At 40.3% G+C, this 17,598-nt stretch carries 18 protein-coding genes; 10 read left to right on the top strand and 8 right to left on the bottom strand.

Annotation, left to right across the window (positions count from 1 at the left end; genetic code table 11):
- The first annotated feature begins 1 nt into the window (after nucleotide 1).
- From G4420_RS15680 to G4420_RS15665, 4 genes are all read left to right on the top strand, one after another.
- Nucleotides 2-904 carry a hypothetical protein gene (locus G4420_RS15680; RefSeq protein ID WP_163324888.1) on the top strand — a complete coding sequence of 301 codons (903 nt, stop codon included), beginning with the start codon at nucleotides 2-4 and terminating at the stop codon, nucleotides 902-904.
- The gene (locus G4420_RS15675) at nucleotides 891-1,430 is read left to right on the top strand and encodes a GNAT family N-acetyltransferase (protein ID WP_163324887.1); all 540 of its coding nucleotides are present in this window, start codon (nucleotides 891-893) and stop codon (nucleotides 1,428-1,430) included. Before G4420_RS15680 ends, G4420_RS15675 begins: the two co-directional genes overlap by 14 nt.
- 145 nt (nucleotides 1,431-1,575) lie before the next feature.
- Nucleotides 1,576-1,842 carry an acyl carrier protein gene (locus G4420_RS15670; RefSeq protein WP_163324886.1) on the top strand — a complete coding sequence of 89 codons (267 nt, stop codon included), beginning with the start codon at nucleotides 1,576-1,578 and terminating at the stop codon, nucleotides 1,840-1,842.
- A 114-nt stretch (nucleotides 1,843-1,956) separates the two neighbouring features.
- Nucleotides 1,957-2,772, top strand: coding sequence for a mechanosensitive ion channel family protein (locus tag G4420_RS15665; protein WP_163324885.1), 816 nt, complete (start codon nucleotides 1,957-1,959; stop codon nucleotides 2,770-2,772).
- 25 nt (nucleotides 2,773-2,797) lie between these two features.
- Here the strand turns inward: G4420_RS15665 and G4420_RS15660 are convergent, their stop codons facing one another.
- The 3 genes from G4420_RS15660 to G4420_RS15650 all read right to left on the bottom strand — a co-directional run bounded on the left by G4420_RS15660 (nucleotide 2,798) and on the right by G4420_RS15650 (nucleotide 4,792).
- Nucleotides 2,798-3,766, bottom strand: a complete 969-nt coding sequence (locus G4420_RS15660; protein ID WP_163324884.1) for a DUF4252 domain-containing protein — start codon at nucleotides 3,764-3,766, stop codon at nucleotides 2,798-2,800.
- 92 nt (nucleotides 3,767-3,858) lie between these two features.
- Complete coding sequence (locus G4420_RS15655; protein ID WP_163324782.1) at nucleotides 3,859-4,296, bottom strand: hypothetical protein; 438 nt, start codon at nucleotides 4,294-4,296, stop codon at nucleotides 3,859-3,861.
- The gene (locus G4420_RS15650) at nucleotides 4,259-4,792 is read right to left on the bottom strand and encodes an RNA polymerase sigma factor (RefSeq protein ID WP_163324883.1); all 534 of its coding nucleotides are present in this window, start codon (nucleotides 4,790-4,792) and stop codon (nucleotides 4,259-4,261) included. Before G4420_RS15650 ends, G4420_RS15655 begins: the two co-directional genes overlap by 38 nt.
- A 123-nt stretch (nucleotides 4,793-4,915) precedes the next feature.
- Between G4420_RS15650 and G4420_RS15645 the strand changes: the two genes are divergently transcribed.
- Complete coding sequence (locus G4420_RS15645) at nucleotides 4,916-5,494, top strand: manganese efflux pump MntP (protein ID WP_163324882.1); 579 nt, start codon at nucleotides 4,916-4,918, stop codon at nucleotides 5,492-5,494.
- On the opposite strand, the gene G4420_RS15640 is transcribed toward G4420_RS15645, so the two are convergent.
- Nucleotides 5,487-5,981: a hypothetical protein gene (locus G4420_RS15640; RefSeq protein WP_163324881.1), complete on the bottom strand. Its 495-nt coding sequence runs from the start codon at nucleotides 5,979-5,981 to the stop codon at nucleotides 5,487-5,489. The two genes, G4420_RS15645 and G4420_RS15640, sit on opposite strands and share 8 nt — an antisense overlap.
- 20 nt (nucleotides 5,982-6,001) lie before the next feature.
- Here G4420_RS15640 and G4420_RS15635 point away from each other — a divergent pair, with 20 nt between their 5' ends.
- Nucleotides 6,002-6,451, top strand: a complete 450-nt coding sequence (locus G4420_RS15635) for a 6-pyruvoyl trahydropterin synthase family protein (RefSeq protein ID WP_163324880.1) — start codon at nucleotides 6,002-6,004, stop codon at nucleotides 6,449-6,451.
- A 22-nt stretch (nucleotides 6,452-6,473) separates the two neighbouring features.
- Complete coding sequence (gene polA, locus G4420_RS15630) at nucleotides 6,474-9,248, top strand: DNA polymerase I (protein WP_163324879.1); 2,775 nt, start codon at nucleotides 6,474-6,476, stop codon at nucleotides 9,246-9,248.
- A 60-nt stretch (nucleotides 9,249-9,308) separates the two neighbouring features.
- Here polA and G4420_RS15625 read toward each other — a convergent pair whose 3' ends face one another.
- Complete coding sequence (locus G4420_RS15625) at nucleotides 9,309-10,253, bottom strand: tRNA dihydrouridine synthase (protein WP_163324878.1); 945 nt, start codon at nucleotides 10,251-10,253, stop codon at nucleotides 9,309-9,311.
- 126 nt (nucleotides 10,254-10,379) lie between these two features.
- Between G4420_RS15625 and G4420_RS15620 the strand changes: the two genes are divergently transcribed.
- Genes G4420_RS15620 through rnpA form a run of 3 tightly spaced genes read left to right on the top strand, consistent with a single transcriptional unit; the run spans nucleotide 10,380 to nucleotide 12,517 of the window.
- Nucleotides 10,380-11,246, top strand: coding sequence for a DUF4271 domain-containing protein (locus tag G4420_RS15620; RefSeq protein ID WP_163324877.1), 867 nt, complete (start codon nucleotides 10,380-10,382; stop codon nucleotides 11,244-11,246).
- 37 nt (nucleotides 11,247-11,283) lie between these two features.
- The gene (locus G4420_RS15615; RefSeq protein ID WP_045031296.1) at nucleotides 11,284-12,030 is read left to right on the top strand and encodes a uroporphyrinogen-III synthase; all 747 of its coding nucleotides are present in this window, start codon (nucleotides 11,284-11,286) and stop codon (nucleotides 12,028-12,030) included.
- 37 nt (nucleotides 12,031-12,067) lie between these two features.
- Nucleotides 12,068-12,517, top strand: coding sequence for a ribonuclease P protein component (gene rnpA, locus G4420_RS15610; RefSeq protein ID WP_246241656.1), 450 nt, complete (start codon nucleotides 12,068-12,070; stop codon nucleotides 12,515-12,517).
- Between the two features lie 49 nt (nucleotides 12,518-12,566).
- Here rnpA and G4420_RS15605 read toward each other — a convergent pair whose 3' ends face one another.
- From G4420_RS15605 to G4420_RS15595, 3 genes are all read right to left on the bottom strand, one after another.
- The gene (locus G4420_RS15605; RefSeq protein WP_163324876.1) at nucleotides 12,567-13,658 is read right to left on the bottom strand and encodes a chorismate mutase; all 1,092 of its coding nucleotides are present in this window, start codon (nucleotides 13,656-13,658) and stop codon (nucleotides 12,567-12,569) included.
- A 2-nt stretch (nucleotides 13,659-13,660) separates the two neighbouring features.
- Nucleotides 13,661-14,557: a prephenate dehydrogenase gene (locus G4420_RS15600; protein WP_163324875.1), complete on the bottom strand. Its 897-nt coding sequence runs from the start codon at nucleotides 14,555-14,557 to the stop codon at nucleotides 13,661-13,663.
- A gap of 268 nt (nucleotides 14,558-14,825) precedes the next feature.
- The gene (locus tag G4420_RS15595) at nucleotides 14,826-17,330 is read right to left on the bottom strand and encodes a T9SS type A sorting domain-containing protein (RefSeq protein ID WP_163324874.1); all 2,505 of its coding nucleotides are present in this window, start codon (nucleotides 17,328-17,330) and stop codon (nucleotides 14,826-14,828) included.
- Nucleotides 17,331-17,598 lie beyond the last annotated feature (268 nt).

Raw genomic sequence — 17,598 nt, 5'->3', positions numbered from 1 at the left:
GATGATAAACATTCACTCCTGCCTTCTTTTAATGTTCGTGTTTTTTTCCTGTTCAAGCCCCGAAAAGAAGACAGACAACCCAATTGTACAATTGCAGGCCGAAAAATATATTCCTGATATTGCAGATAAATTAAACGAGATATCGGGATTGATGATTTTCAACGATCATTTTTGGGGATTTAACGACAGCGGTGGCAAAAACGAGCTGTATGGTTTTAATAAATCGGGGAAGATAAAGTACGAAATTGAGCTCGATAACGCCAAAAACAGGGACTGGGAATCGATAACACAAACCGATGAAAAGATTTTTATCGGTGATTTTGGGAACAACCTGGGCAACCGCAACAATCTGCTCATTTACAAGATCGACAAAAAGGACATTTCGGACAAGGAAGAACAAAAAGTTGATGTAAAAGAAATTAAAATTAAATATGCACTACAGGATCGTTTCTCTTTTTTAGATAAAACCACGCCCTACGATTGCGAGGCGATGGTGGCTTTTAAAAACAAACTCTACCTTTTTAGCAAAAACTGGCGCGACGGGACTACCTGGCAATACGAGTTGCCCACGAAAAAGGGCGAATACGAAATAACCCCTACCGATACGTTTAATGTAAAATGCTTGGTAACCGGAGCCGATATTAGCCCCGATAATAAAACATTGGCACTGGTGGGTTACGAAAATTACCGCTCGTTTATCTGGTTGTTTTCCGACTTTCCGGGAGACCAATTTTTTGAAGGAAAAAGCAGGCATATAAAACTGGAAGGAATTGACGGCGCCCAAACCGAAGGTATCTGCTTCTTAAACAACGACAGCATTTTGGTTTCGTGCGAAAAAACAAGAAGTCACAATCAGCAGGTTTTTCTGTTCGATTTAAATAAACTCAACGATGGAACACATTAGGGTAAACCATAAAATCAGGCTCGAACTGATTAATTCGTCGATGGCAGAAATTGTTTTTCAAACCATTGACCGCGATCGTGAATACCTGAAAAAATGGCTCCCGTTCGTTCAGTACACCCGCAAAGTTGAGGACACGCAGGCATTTATTGACAGCATTACTCAAAGCGGCAATAAAAGCGATTTGATTTACACCATTTGGTACAATGAAGAATTTGCCGGATTGATAGGTTTTAAAGACACCGATTGGGTAAACCGGAAAACCGAACTCGGCTATTGGCTGGCCGAAAAAATGCAGGGAAAAGGAATTATAACCTCCTGCGTTGAGAAACTCGTTCGTTTTGCTTTTCAGAAACAAAAAATGAACCGCATACAGATTAAAGTGGCGGAAGAAAATTTACAGAGTGAGAAAATTCCACAAAAACTTGGATTTGTTTACGAAGGCACTGAACGCCAGGGAGAACACCACAACACCGGTTATGTAAATCTTAAAATTTTCAGCAAGCTCAAACACGAAATTGAAGAATAGTTGCAACCTTCTCCGGTTTTTTGTGTCGGTATGAATGTAAAACAATGGTTATAATGCAGATTGTTAGCCATAAAGTATTACGAACTCATTGATAATTTATATATTTGACCCGTAAATTCATTTGTTCGAATTTTAAACAATAACAATGGAGACAGAAACAGTTACAGAAAAGTCGCTACGAAGAAACCTCTACCGGGTATTGCGTAAAACGGGTGTTACCAGAGATAACATTTGTTTAACCGCCTCGTTTTATGAGGATCTGAATTTCGACAACATTGATTGGACAATTTTTATTCACTATTTAGAGCGCGTCTTTAACATTCGGATTAACGATGAGGAGCTAAATAGTTTTTCGAATGTTAACGATACGCTTCTGTACTTACGTGGAGAATTGGTTTATTCGAGAAATTAAACAGTAGAAACAGAAATGAGCAAAAAAGGGATTCAACAGATTTGAGTCCCTTTTTTATTTGAACTTTTCAGATGAAAGTTTGTATCTTATACAAAATTTAAATAACCAAACAAAATGGAAGAAGTAAACAAATTATCAGAACAAATTTACGACTTAGTAATGTTCTATGGACCCAAATTAATAGGGGCAATCGTCACGCTTATAGTTGGTTTATGGATTATCTCTATTCTTAGAAAAGCGATTCGTAGCCGTTTTGAAAAACAAAATGTAGATCCTTCTCTTCGCGGCTTTCTAAACAGCCTTATCGGGATTGGCTTAAAAGCCATGCTTTGGATCGCTGTTGTTGGAATGATGGGTGTTCAGATGACCTCTTTCATTGCAATTCTTGGTGCTGCCGGATTGGCCATTGGTATGGCGTTCTCGGGCACTTTATCAAATTTTGCAGGAGGAGTAATGATACTTATTTTCAAACCATTTAAAGTTGGAAACTACATAAGTGCCCAGGGACATTCGGGAACTGTGAGCGAAATCCAGATCTTTAATACGATACTGAAAACACCCGATAACAAAACCATTATTATACCAAACGGCGGATTATCTACCGGATCGATGACCAATTTCTCTACCGAAGCTAAACGCCGTGTAGATTTTACTTTTGGCATTGCATACGGCGATGATGTTGACAAGGCCAAAGAAGTATTAATGAGACTGATAAAAGCTGACGAAAGAATTATAAATGACCCGGCCGAACCGTTTATTGCGGTTAGCGAACTGGCTGACAGCTCGGTAAATTTAGTTGTCCGGGTTTGGGCCGAAGCCGCCAATTACTGGGGAATTTACTTCGATCTTACCGAGAAAGTGTATAAAACCTTCGAGAAAGAAGGTCTCAATATTCCTTTCCCGCAAATGGATGTTCACCTGCAGAAATAAAAATTATACAACAAAGAAAAGGCGCTTATTCGAGCGCCTTTTTTGTTTCTATCTTAATTACTGTTTTCCCGTCTTCGTTGGTTTTCTCTATTCGCTCAACCTCATTATTTTTTAATAATTCCTTCACCTTGTCGCTTTTTACCTTTTTACCATCGATGTAATAAACCGTAGAGGTGTCACCCGGTGTGGTTAAGAAGATTGGTTGCCGGCCGTACTTTTCGGCCAGTTCACGCTGCTTCTCTGCCATTTCCCTTTGCTTCTCGAATTGCATTTGCGCCTGCTGCTCAATTTTGGCTATTTGTTCTTCAGACAGGCTTGCTTTTTCGGCCATTTCACGTGCCCGGGCTTCAATTTCGGCGAGTCTGGCCTCATCAAATTCAAATCCCGGAAAGTTCCCCGGCCCTGCAAAGTAACCTGGTGCCGAATTATCGATTTTATACAGATTTTCTAATCCGCGCAGATTTAAAGCTTTATTCAGGTCGGCCACTGTTGCCAGGTCAATATCGCCAACCAGTTCTACCAAACTGGTTGATCTACTTGAATTGGTAATTAAAGCAAGTGCCGTTACTAATCCATCATTTCGTTGAAGATACACCTTAACCTCTTCGCCCATACGCTTTTCTGTTTTCAGCAGCGTATAACCATTTTGTTTGTAATGTTTTACTATGTCCCCGAATAATTCCGCCTCTTCTGATTTTTCTTTTTTTGCCGGCTTATCATCACCAAAAAAGTCACCGGGCTCAACTCCAAACCGACTTTGGCTAATCACCAAAATATTATCCAAACTTTCCAGCGCTTCTGCCAGTTCCGAGTTTTCATCTATATTTTTCTTTTTCAGGTACAGATCGAACATATCGCTGCTTAACATGCTGGCGCTAAAACCATCCTGGTTGGCATATTTTTCTGTTAACTGCTCAAACAGGCTCTGAGACTGCTGTGCCAATACCGGAAAAATAATTCCCATCATCAACACAAATACTACTAACTTTTTCATATCACTAACTTTTTAATTGTTTCTTTTTTTCCTTTTAATTTCTCTCTCATCGGTTTTGGGATTCGCATTTAAATAACCACGAAAAACCGCTGTCAGTTTATAATAATTTCCACATCATCATCTACCCAAAGAACAAGCATATCATCGGGTTCCGGCTCCGGCTGCAAACTTTCCGACACCTGGAATAAGGCTTGCTCCATTACAAAGAACTGGTCCTCCAGTTTTGTCTGCTTTTTATTTCTTACATCGAGGAAAACGCTTAGCACAATCAGGACAACGGCAGCTGCCGAAACCACCGAGTACAGCTGCATTCGAATACTTTTCTTCTTAACAGTTTGCTTTTGAATTCCCGCAAAAAGATCATCCTCTAATCCGTCCGGAACCTTAGCTTCTTTTTCGTAAAAAGAAAATATATCCTTCTCGGCACTTTTTGTTTTACTTTCTGAAACGGCATCTTTCAGCTCTTTTTCCTCCTCCAATGAAGTTTCGCCTCTATAATATTTGTCGAGCATATTTTCCTGATGTGTCATAATCGTAAATTTTTTCAACCTCTTCTTTTACCTTTTGCCTGGCCCGCGAGAGAATCACCCGCAGGTTGGCCACTTCGTAACCGGTTATTTCCTTTATTTCGTCGAACGAAAAACCATCAATGTCGCGCAACTCAATAACCGTTCTGTATTTCTCCGGCAAATCTTTTATTACTTGTTTTACCTTCTCGTATCGTTCAATTGTGTCAGAATCTGTTCCTTCGGCTTCCATATTCAAAATCATGTATTCATGCTTCTCATCTATCGCCTGCGGCTTTTTCTTTTTCAGCAGATCAAAACTATAATTTCGCGCCATCGTTATTATGTAGGCCGACTGGTTGGTACATTTTACCAGCTCATCCTTCCGGTTCCATAACCTGAGCATCAATTCCTGTAAGGCATCGCGTGTTTCTTCCTCATTTCTGAGAATCCGAAACAACATCGGGTATAGCTTTACGGAATATGGAATTACCGTATTTTTAAACTCTTCAGTGGTCATCTGTTATATTGGACGAGTTGATTTCAGTTTTATAACAAACATTTTCAAAAAAATAGTCGAATAATTTTCATGCTCAAATTCAAAGTATGCAGAAAAACTAATTTTATTATTTTTGCGGCACCAATGACAACAGCAAAATTCATAACCTTTTTACTTCTCGGTATTGGCTTAAGTTTCGATTCCTTTGCAGTTTCTGTGTCGTGTGGTTTAATGAAACGAGAGATCAAATTTAAACAGGCCACTTTGGTTGCCGCGTCGCTGGCATTTTTTCAGGCTATTTTCCCGGTTATTGGCTGGCTGATTGGCGAAGCGCTTAAAAACCTGATCGCCTCTGTAGATCATTGGATTGCTTTTGGATTACTTGCATTAATCGGTGGAAAAATGATTGTGGAAGGTATAAAAGAAGACGGCACACTCAAAAACTTCGATCCCTTTAAAATAAGTGTATTAATTGGTCTTTCGATAGCCACCAGTATTGATGCCCTGGTTGTTGGGCTAAGTTTTGGGTTTCTTGAAATCCCTATTCTTTTTCCGGTTTTGGTTATTGGTTCGGTAACTTTTATTGCAGCTATGCTTGGGATGCTATTCGGGAAAAACATTTCGGCAAAAAGAAGCCATCAATCGCTTATTATTGGCGGAATAATTTTAATTGCTATTGGCCTGAAGATATTGGCAGAACACCTATTTATGCAGGCTACCTGACAATCTTCATTTTAACCCTGTAATCTTCAACTTTCGTATCCGCATTAATATCCGGGTATGGAGTTACATCAATTAATTCGAAAGTATAATCACCCGATGTTGCCGTGCGTTGATCATGCGTACTCAACTCCAACGTATCAATTTCAGGACTTGAAATGGCAATCTCAACACGAGCTTCTCCTGCCCAAATACAAACTACTCCTGTTGGGCAGCGCGAATCAGAAATAGCAGAGATTTCAAAAACAAGCGATTCACTGAAATCTGAATAAAATTCATGAACCCGGAATTGTTTCTCTTCTCCAAAATCGAAGACGTTTGATTCCTCGTCATCTGTGCACGAAAAAACCGCAAACAGCAACAAAAATAGTATGGAAATCCTTTTCATCATATCCAAGCGGTTTCTTTTCATATAGATGGTTTCGGGCATAAAAAAGTTGCGTAATTTTAAATGTTCATCCAATTCGTCGGATAAAAACCGTAATTTCACGACTTTAAATTTATACACAAATGGCGAAGATTAGAGTTACCAAGAAATTCCATTTTGAAATGGGCCACGCGCTGCACAATTACGATGGTTTGTGCCGCAATATTCACGGGCACACTTACAACATGGAAGTGACTTTACTTGGTGAAATTAGGGAGGAAAAAGGACACCCGAAAGACGGGATGGTGATTGACTTTGGCAAGCTCAAAAAACTGGTAAAAGATAAAATCGTAAATGTGTACGACCACAGTTTGGTGGTAAGTCGGATTTACGCCGATAAAAACCAGGAGCACCTATTAAAAGCTACCGAGCGACTGATCGTTCACGATTTCCAGCCCACATCGGAAAATATGTGTGTATATTTTGCCGGCGTTCTTCAACAAGAATTACCCGGAGATGTTTCTTTGTATAGTATTCGTCTTTACGAAACGGCAACTTCGTATGCCGAGTGGTTTGCAGAAGACAATAAATAAACCGATCCTGAAAATTAATATTATGGCTGAAAACAAACAGCAAAAACTTTTTCTTTTAGACGCTTTCGCACTGATTTACCGCAGTTATTTTGCATTTATCCGCAATCCAAGGTTTAACTCAAAAGGTGTAAATACCTCGGCAATGCTGGGTGTTACCAACACCATTGTGCAGTTAATGGAAAAAGAAGATCCGGAGTATCTGGCTGTGGTTTTCGATGTGTCGGCACCAACTTTCAGGCACGAAATGTTTAAAGAATACAAGGCCAACCGCGACGAAATGCCGGAAGACCTGCGTAAATCGATTCCATATATTCGTAAAATTATTGAGGCTTTTAACATTCCCATTATTGAAAAGGAAGGTTACGAAGCCGACGATGTTATTGGAACCCTGGCCAAAAAAGCCGAAAAAGAAGGTTTCACCACCTACATGATGACACCTGATAAAGATTATGCACAGCTGGTTTCCGATAAGGTTTTTATGTATAAACCCGGAAAAGGAGGTGGCGATGTAGAAATTTGGGGGCTGCCGGAAGTACAGGAAAACTTTGGTATTGAAACTGCCGACCAGGTGATTGACATTCTTGGATTGATGGGCGACTCGGCGGATAATATCCCCGGCTGCCCCGGCATTGGACCAAAAACTGCACAAAAATTGATTGCCGATTACGGAAGCATTGAAGAACTGTACAAAAACACCGATAAGCTAAAAGGCAAACAAAAAGAACGGATCGTTGAAAACGAAGAGCAGGTGCGCCTATCAAAAGTGCTGGCAACCATTATTACAGATGCGCCGGTAGAATTTGATCTTAAGCAGCTGCAGAAAGACGAACTCAACAAAGAGGAACTGGTAAAACTGTTTAACGAGCTTGAATTTAAAACACTCATTACACGCTTAAACCTGAGCAGTGCCCCAGCCCAACCGGCCATGCAGGGAACACTTTTTGGTGCTCCTGAGGAAGTTGTCACTGAAATTCCTTCCACAAAAGAAAATATCGATTCTGTTCCGCACCAGTATTACCTGGTTGAAAACGAACTGCAACGCGCCAGTCTACGGGCCGAACTTTCGGTGCAAAAGGAATTTTGTTTTGATACCGAAACCACCGGATTGGATACTCAAATTGCTGAGATCGTTTGTATGTCGTTTGCGTTTAGGGAGCACGAAGCATATTGTGTTACTTTTCCCAACAACCGGGAGGAAGCGCAAAAGGTAATGGATGAGTTCCGCGAAATTTTTGCCGATACGAACATTACCAAAATCGGGCAAAATATTAAATACGACATTCTCATTCTGAAGAATTATAACCTGGAGGTGAAAGGGCCACTTTACGATACCATGTTGGCACATTACCTCATTCAGCCCGATATGAAACACAACCTCGACCAGTTGTGTTTGCAGTACCTGAATTACGAAAAAGTTCCGACTGAAAACCTGATCGGCAAAAAAGGGAAAAACCAGGTGACCATGCGTTCGGTAACAACGGATAAGTTGCGCGACTATGCCTGCGAAGATGCCGACCTGACGCTGCAATTAAAAAATGCTTTGGACCCGGAGCTGGATAAAGCCGGGGTATGCGAACTTTTCGAAACACTTGAAATGCCGCTGGTACCGGTGCTTGCAAAAATGGAAAGTGCGGGTGTAAAATTAAATTCAGACGAGTTAAATAAATCTGCCATCGTTTTACGCGAACAGATCATTGAACTGGAAAAGGAAATTATAGAACTGGCCGGCGAAGAATTTAACGTTTCGTCGCCCAAACAATTGGGCCCCATTCTTTTTGAGAAGCTAAAAATTGATACCAACGCCAAAAAGACCAAAACAAAACAATACTCAACTTCCGAGGAAGTGCTGATTCGTTTGGTCGATAAACACCCGATCGTTCAAAAAGTATTGGATTTCCGGGGATTGAAAAAACTGTTATCGACTTACGTTGAGGCGCTACCACAATTGGTAAATCCGAAAACCGGCAAGATTCATACCTCATACAACCAGGCCATTGCTGCCACCGGACGTTTAAGTTCGGTTAATCCAAACCTGCAGAATATTCCAATCCGTGATGCTGCGGGCCGCGAAATTCGGAAAGCTTTTATTCCGTCGGATGATGAGCATACATTCTTTTCTGCTGACTACTCGCAAATTGAGTTGCGGATTATGGCAGCGCTAAGTGGCGACGAAGAAATGCAGCGCGCTTTTAACGAAGGCAAAGATATTCACTCCATTACCGCCGCAAAAATATACCAGATTCCGGAAAGTGAAGTTGATTCAGACATGCGCCGCAAAGCCAAAACGGCCAACTTCGGAATTATTTATGGTATTTCGGCATTTGGATTGTCGCAGCGTTTAAATATTCCACGAACCGAAGCCAAAGATTTAATTGATGGCTATTTCGAGAATTTTCCGAAGATTAAAGCTTTTATGGACAAGCAAATTCAACTGGCCCGCGAGCAGGGTTTTGTGGAAACCATAAAAGGCCGACGACGCTATTTAAACGATATCAATTCGGCCAATGCAGTAGTTCGCGGTATGGCCGAACGAAATGCTGTAAATGCGCCGATTCAGGGGTCTGCGGCCGATATCATTAAAATTGCCATGATCAACATCCACAACAAAATGGAGGAACAAAATCTGCAATCGAAAATGATTTTGCAGGTACACGATGAATTGAACTTTGATGTGTATAAACCGGAACTGGAAACAGTACGTTCGTTGGTAAAAACAGAAATGGAGAATGCAGTGGATATCGGCGTACAGTTAACGGTTGAAAGCAACGCCGCAGATAACTGGCTGGATGCGCATTAGCATTCAGTTTCTACTACGCTGAACATGACCAAAACTGTCAGACTGAGCGAAGTCGAAGTCTCAGCTATTAATTTCGTTAAATATTGACTTGACAGTCGGATTATATCGATTTAGGGCTTTTACCTTTTTAATGTGTTTCATTACCTTTTTTTGGTTTGGAAAACAATAGGCAAAATAACTCCAGAACTGTTTCATTTTATTCAGTGCATTACCTTCGTTATCCATAATTTCAAGATAATGTTCCAGCATGGATTGATGAAATGTATACAAAAGATCGGTACGTTCTTTTTCCGAAATGTCAATACCTTTTATTTCGTGTGGCAACAAGGGATTCATTAAAATTCCGCGTCCCAACATCCAGGTATTTATGCCCGGAAATTTGTTTTGTTTGTCAATAAAATCCTGTTTCGAAAAGATATCGCCGTTGTAAACCAGCTTGTGTTTTAGATTCTGTGTGGCATAAGAAAAGGCGTTTTCATCAATTTCACCCGAATACAACTGTCCCGCCACCCGTGCATGGAGAATTACTTCTTTTAACGGAAACTGATTCAATACGCTTATAACGTCTTTTATCTCATCGGCTGATTTAAACCCGGCTCTTAATTTTACTGAAAGTTCTCCTTTTCCACTGCTGTAAAAATGATCAAGTATTTTATAAATCTCTTCCGGGAAAGGCAACAAGCCAGAACCTCTTCCCCGGTTGGTGACCATTGGATATGGACATCCCAGATTCAGGTTAAATTCATTGTAGCCATGGTCAGTTAAAATATTTTTCAGAAAATCGAACTCTGCAGCATCTTTTGCCAGAATTTGAGGAACGACACTGCTTTGCGTATTATTCTCCGGAAGTATTTCGCGCATATATTTATTCGGTATCGTATCATTCTTCACTGAAATGTAGGGGATAAAATAGGCATCAACTGTATTAAACACCTTTGCGTACGACGCCCGGTACACATAGTCGGTGAAACCCTGTAAAGGGGCCATGTAAATCTTTGCTTCCATTTTTTGTTTTATGCCTCACAAATTAACAAAAATTACTCCGCTGTTTTTTATAAAAAAGACTGCTTGTTCTTCTGCCCGGTTAAGTTCTCATCTTAATATTTTGGTATCTTTGCGCCATTCAGAATTATGGGGGCAAATTATACATATTACCAGGATACTACTGCAGCATATAACGCAAGTGCTGAAGTGCCCCAAAACGTTGAAAAAACAAGCACAACGGCACCAGGCAACAACACTCCCAAACGAAAGAAACAAGAAGTGCAGAGCTCTGACTACATGGCTCCACGACAACAGACAGAAATGCAAAGCACTCAACTTGAACAAAACTCCCTGGTTTTACCCAACCGTGAGCGCGAATATCCGGGGCACGACTGGTTAACCATTATTATTTTTGTTGCCATTGCCCTATTTGCCAGCATCCGGTATTCGTATGCCAAATATATTAAGCAATTATTCTTATCACTATTCAACAATGCCACTTCAACGCGTATGCTCAACGATAAGAATTACCCTGTTTTTCATGCGGCATTTCGTCTTGAGGCCATTTTTTATATCATCTTCCCCATTTTTCTTTTTCAGTGTTTAAATTTGTTTAAATACCAAAACACAGCATTAACGCCCGCGTTGTTAGCCTTAATTTTCGGGGGTTCTTTACTCTACTTTTTTGGCAAAAAAGTTATCTATTTAACATTAGGATTGATGTTTGAAACACAAAATGAAACCCGGGAATATCTGTTTAGCTACGATAATTTTAACCGTTCGCTCAGTTTAGTTTTTTTACCGGTGGTAATTTTAATTCAATTTGCACCACTTAAAACCCCTGTATTTATAGCTATTTTAGGACTTGTCATTCTTTTTCTTTTTAATGTAATATTACTAAGAAGGGGAGCAATAATATTATTGAAAAAACAATTTTCTTTATTTTATCTGTTTTTGTACCTTTGTACCCTTGAAATTTTACCCTTGCTTTTAATTTATAAAGTTGTTGTTTGAATAAGAAGGGGGAAAGTCTCATTAAAAGCATAAAAATTTGAAAGTCAAGAGCATTTTAGTTTCACAACCGGAGCCAAGTACCGCAAAATCACCGTATTTTGAGTTGGCTGAAAAGAATGGCCTGAAAATCGATTTCAGACCGTTCATACAAGTTGAGGGAGTTCCTGCCAAGGAATTTCGCCAAACACGAACGCAGATACTTGAGCATACTGCTGTAATATTTACCAGCCGTACTGCTATCGACCATTTTTTCAGAATTGCACAGGAATTGCGCATCACAGTGCCTGATTCGATGAAATATTTCTGTATTTCTGAAGCAACTGCTTTCTATCTCCAAAAGTACATCGTGTACCGTAAGCGTAAAATATTTTATGCCGATGGTAGATTCGCCGATTTGGTGAATGTGATGAAAAAACACAAAGATGAAAAATTCCTTGTGCCACTTTCGGATATTCACAAACAGGAAATTCCAACGCTGTTAGACAAAGGCGGCTACACGTATACGAAAGCAATTTTATACCGTACTGTTAGTGCCGATTTATCGGATTTGGCAGATATAAAATATGATGTGCTTGTATTTTTCAGTCCATCGGGAATTAAGTCGCTGTTCCAGAACTTCCCCGACTTTGAGCAAAATTCAACACGCATAGCATGTTTTGGTCCGTCAACAGCAAAAGCAGTAGAAGAAGCCGGATTAAGACTGGATATTCAGGCTCCGACAGCACAGGCTCCTTCGATGACTATGGCTCTTGAACAATACATCAAGAAGAGCAACAAGAATTAAATAGAAAAATATATACTTTTGAAAGGCCGTCCGTCATATGACGTATGGCCTTTACTTTTTTATGGAAGCAAAAGAAAAAATAGAATCGCCAACATCCTACACACTTAAAAAAGTGGAGCGTTTGTGCAGCAAAAAGGTTATCGATAAACTTTTTGCTGAGGGCGAGTCGTTTTTGGCGTTTCCAATAAAAGTCGTTTACAAGGTAACTAAGCTACCTCAACCCGTTCCTGTTCAGGCTGGTTTTACGGTAAGTAAAAAAATATTTAAACGAGCTGTAAAACGAAACCGGATAAAACGTCTGATGCGGGAAGCTTACCGTTTGAACAAACAAATGCTTCCGCTGCTTGCAGATGAGCAGCAAATGGCCGTTTTCTTCATTTTTATTGGTAAGGAACTGCCAAAGTTTGTGCAGGTTGAAAAAGCCATGAAGAAGGCTCTTTATAAGCTGGCCAGTTCGTGTGCTGAAGCAGAAAACAAAAAAGCATAAAAAAGCCCCGGAAAATCTCCCGAGGCTTATTATTTTTTCAATCAATATTTTATTCCTGGTCCATAATTTCAGTTTGCATACGCACCGAATCTTCGTGAATCAGCTGAAAAAGGATTTTTACAAACGTTTCATTTATTTCCATACTCTTCCCCAGCTTAACGCGGTTTTCCATTAACTGTGTCCAGCGGCTAATTTGCAGCGCTGTAACGTTATTGTCGCGTTTATACTCGCCAATTTGTTTAACAATCTGCACACGCGAAGCCAGTGTTTCCAATAATTCGGCATCAATTGCATCAATTCGGTTACGCAACACATCCAGTTGATTGTCGAAATCAGGATTGCTCGCATTCTCGTAACGGATAACCAATTTATCAAGCATTTTTCCAAGATCGGCCGGAGTAAGTTGCTGACCGGCATCACTCAAAGCACACGACGGATCGCGGTGTGATTCAACCATCAATCCTTCCATTCCCATATCAAATGCTTTCTGCGAAATTTCGAAAAGGTATTCGCGTGTTCCGGCAATGTGGCTCGGATCGCAGATTACAGGCAAATTCGGCAGTAGACGCTTTAATTCAATATAGGTTTTCCAGTTGGGGTAGTTACGGTATTTTGTTTCGCGAAATGGTGTAAAACCACGGTGTATTCCCACAATGTTTTTAATACCCGCCTGGTAGATTCGCTCAACAGCACCCATCCAAAGTTGTACGTCGGGATTCACCGGATTTTTAATCATTACCACGGTATCAGTCCCTTTCAACACATCGGCAATTTCCTGCACCACAAAAGGGCTGGCTGTAGAGCGCGCACCTATCCATAATACATCAAGTCCGGCTTTTAAAGCCTCTTCGGTGTGTTGTGCATTGGCTACCTCAGTTCCAACCGGCAAACCGGTTTCTTCTTTTACCTGCTGCAACCATTTTAAACCGATCGATCCAACGCCTTCGAATGATCCCGGGCGTGTTCTGGGTTTCCAAACCCCACCACGAAAAACAAATACGCGTTTGTCTTTTGCCAGCAAACGGGCAGTTTCCATGGTTTGTTCTTCCGTTTCAAGGCTACATGGCCCTGAAATCAGCAGTGGATTGTCGATATTTGGCATCCACGCTTTAATCGGATTAATGTCTAATTTTAAAGTCATGATTATTTCGTATAAAGTTTTGTCAATTTCTCTTCATTCTTCAGAAAATGCGGATTCTTACCTTCAAGAATTCCACGGATTTTATTTGCATTGTTAATCAGATCGAGCATTTTATCATCCTCCTCGTTTTTCATACAATCGCGGAATTCAATAAGATGTTTGATATACACGTTCAGCGATTCAACAACGTATTGACGATTTTGTTGAAAAATCGGGTGCCACATTGTAGCCGAACTCTTTGCCAAACGAACGGTTGAACGAAATCCTCCACTTGCCAGATCGAAAATGATTTTACGATCCTCTTTTGCCTGAACCGCATTGGCCAGCGCATAAGCAGCAGCGTGCGGCAAATGCGACACAAAAGCGGTGCTGTGGTCCTGTTCATCCGATGTCATATAGGCAATATCCATTCCCAGCACCTGAAACATTTTTTCAATTAAAGCCACATGCTGCGGGCCTGAGTCTTCCTGGTCGCACAGAATGGCAATTTTGCCTTTAAACAATCCTTCCAAAGCCGCTGTTGGTCCGGAGTCTTCGGTTCCCGACATGGGGTGCCCCGGCACAAAGTTTTTTCTTCTTTTGTGGTTCGCCACCAAATCAACAATCACTTTTTTTGTCGATCCCATATCCGCTACCGTTGTTCCGCTGCTAATGGTATCCAACACCCGTGGCAAAACCTCAAGCTCCTTGTTTACCGGAATGGCAATAATAACCAGGTCTGTATCTCTCACCCCGTCTTCCAATGTTTCAACCCGGTCAACCAGCCCTATTTCCAGGGCTTTAGCAGCATTTTCCTCACTGGCATCAACCCCGATTAATTCGGTGGCAAAACCCGATTTTCGCAAATCGCGGGCAATTGATCCACCAATTAATCCAAGTCCTATTACTGTAGTCTTCATTTGTATATTCAGTTTTGTTTATTTCATTTTTATCCAAAAAAAAAGGTCCCGAATTTTTTCGAGACCTTTCTGTAAAATATCTTTAATTTAGACAATACCCTACTTCCTGACCCCGTTTTCAGAACCATAATAAAAATAAAAGTAGAAATAGTTATTGTTAAATTTCGTTGTCATTTCTTTAATTTCTGTCAACAAATATAGAGATATATTTTTGAAATGAAATTTTTATCATGTTTTTACTCCGAATTTTAAAGCTAAAATTCGAAATTTAGTTTTTAATTAACTTTTTAGTCAGCACGGTTTGCCCGTTTTGGCTCACTTTTACCAGGAACATTCCATTTCCGTATCGGGAAAGATTAATTTCATGCGAATAAGTGCCAATTACTCCCTGTTCTTGTGTAACATATATTTTTTGCCCCACTGCGTTAAACACATCCACTTGTATTTGCGACTCCTGCTGAACAGCTGAAATTTTTACCGTAACATTATCGGTAAACGGATTGGGGTAAACGTTAACTTCTCCTGGCAATAATAAGGTAATATCGGCTGACACCGGTCTTTGAATCTCCAAATAATCGATTGCCCATCCCCAGCCAGCTGCGAATGGATCGGAATATAACCGGAAACGAATCAAAATTGTATCGCCGGCAACAAAATAATCGTTATCGGTTAATGTGATCGAACGGTTTACAAACCAGTCAGCCGTACCTACGGTCTCCGAATTCTGTTCACCAGTTGGTATTCCGCTATTATAATTTGTTAGCCACACAATTTGATCTGACGAATCGTAACCATCGGCCAGCGGATACCAGTTGGCTCCATTATTTTTGCTTCCTTCAACAATTACATAATCGTAAAAATCGCTGCCGCCATATACCGACGTTAATTCACCCGGCTCAACCAAAACCACTTCTGTAAAGTTCATGGTTCCGTTATCTTTAATAATTATTGGTTTCTTCAACAATGTTGTAAACTCCAGTTCTCCGTTGTCAATTTCGGGCGCCGGGTAAGGATGCGGGCTATGCAGTGCTCCATCGTTGAAATTAGGAGCCGTATAAATATCAAAATCAGAAAGAAGGAAATCAGGTGTTTCCGTATCAAAATCGTTTGAATAGTAACTAACCGGTTCAAATATGTCCTCGATTTTAAAAGAGAAAAGGCTATCTGCATCGATTGGAAGTCTTGAACTATTGGGAGTGTTTGCAGCATCGATGGCAAATATGGCATAAGTAATCTCATCTCCATCATTTAAATTATTGAGGTCGAGCGGTAAATTTCCAATATACCGATCTGCAAAATCCAATTGCAATGCAAAAGGTTCCTGTGCTTCGCCATTGATAGAATATTGCACATAAGCTGTATCGATACCGAGATTGTCGCTGATATCTGCAACCAATTGCTGCTCTTCATTCAATAATAGAAAATAATCAATCTCGTCGTGTGCAATAACAGGTTTTTCAGTATCCGTACCAACATGAATTGTATGGAATTCATTTGGTGCCAGTGCAGGATCGGTTCGCATACGATTCACGGTGTCCTGTACTTCAATGTAATATGAGATTTTTTCGGTACCGATTTTGGGGACATAAGTTGCAGCGTAGGTTCCGTCGCCTTCCAAATCAATTAATTCAAGTGTATCGGAATGACTTTCAAATTCATCCCAGGAAAAAATAACTTTTGGCGTTCCGGCTTTTACACCATAATCACTCTCAAACCATCCGCTAAAGACCAGTGGTTTTAGCTCCTCAATATCTTTTACCTGATTGAAACGGATAAAGATATTCCTCCAGCCAATATCGTCCATTATACCTTTCGTAATAGGTCCCGGATCATGAATTGCTTCGGACATTCCGATGGCATGGGTCATTAGCGAATTTACATCTGTGTGGCCATAAGTATTATCATCCAAATGGTAGATACTTGAACCAGCATTAAAAATATACGGAGTATAAAGTTTTGGTGTAAGCGCATCGTTCCTATGTTTTGCAATGGGGCTATTTGCGTACAGATCATTTGAAATCAGAGCTAATCTCAACTCACTGCTAACATTTTCAAAAAATGAAGTATCAACAAGCTGCTTTCCAGCAGGTTGGCCCTTCTCCACTAAAAGATCAAACGAAGTAGCCTCACCAAACTGAATGTTACCATATGCTCCGTATTCGTTACTGCTATCAATAAAAAGAAAGCCGGTAAACCCAAGTCCATGACCAATTTCATGCATTACAACGGTTGCTAAATCGTAAAGGGTATCGGGGCAATTCATATCAGTCCCGTAGTACCAATCAACGTTGCTGTTAAAATTGGCGATCATATCATAACGGCTCTCTCCATTCATCTCCCTTTTGGCTATTTTTTCGGCTATGGCAACCGGGTAATAACGACCTTTAAAAGGAGCATCCTTAAAATCTTTGTAATAGGTTTCGGGGCCACAACTGCCGAGAACATTAGTTTCCAAATTGTCTTCCCAATTGGCTTGCATCCGTATTGGCATATCCGATTCAATAAGCGATTCCCAAATACTAACAGCATAGGCAAACGCCTCCTGTGCTTCGGGTGTAAAACCGTTATAATCGACTATTATTTCTGATTTTGCTACTCCGGCTGATTTCAAAAGAAATTCGACAGGCGGTGCTATTCGTACCCTTTCTACTTCGCCGGAAGCGTAACAAACCGGAGGCTGAACTTTTATGCTTTTATTGTAACTCTTCATTTGTGCACTGGAGGATAGCGCTACAAGAATCAACAAATTTAATAATGTATAATACTTGCTCATTTTACTATTCTAATAACATTTTAAGGGCAGTAAATTTTCACATTTAAAAGAACATGGGCAACAAAAAGTTCATATAAGTTGGATGAGAAGCAAAAAAAATGCCGGAATTTTCATTCCGGCATTACCTAATTTAAGGTCGTAATACCAATCATCTAATATTCTAACCTTTGCGCTTTTTTCTCAGTTAGTAATTTGTACAACACCACTAAAGATGTTACTAAGCCTGCGAATGCTGCTATAAAAGCAATCATTAATAAAGTTTCCATAG

The organism is Draconibacterium mangrovi (assembly GCF_010586825.1).
In the GTDB taxonomy this organism is placed as follows: Bacteria; Bacteroidota; Bacteroidia; order Bacteroidales; family Prolixibacteraceae; genus Draconibacterium; species Draconibacterium mangrovi.
This window is presented reverse-complemented; position numbering and strand designations above follow the sequence as displayed.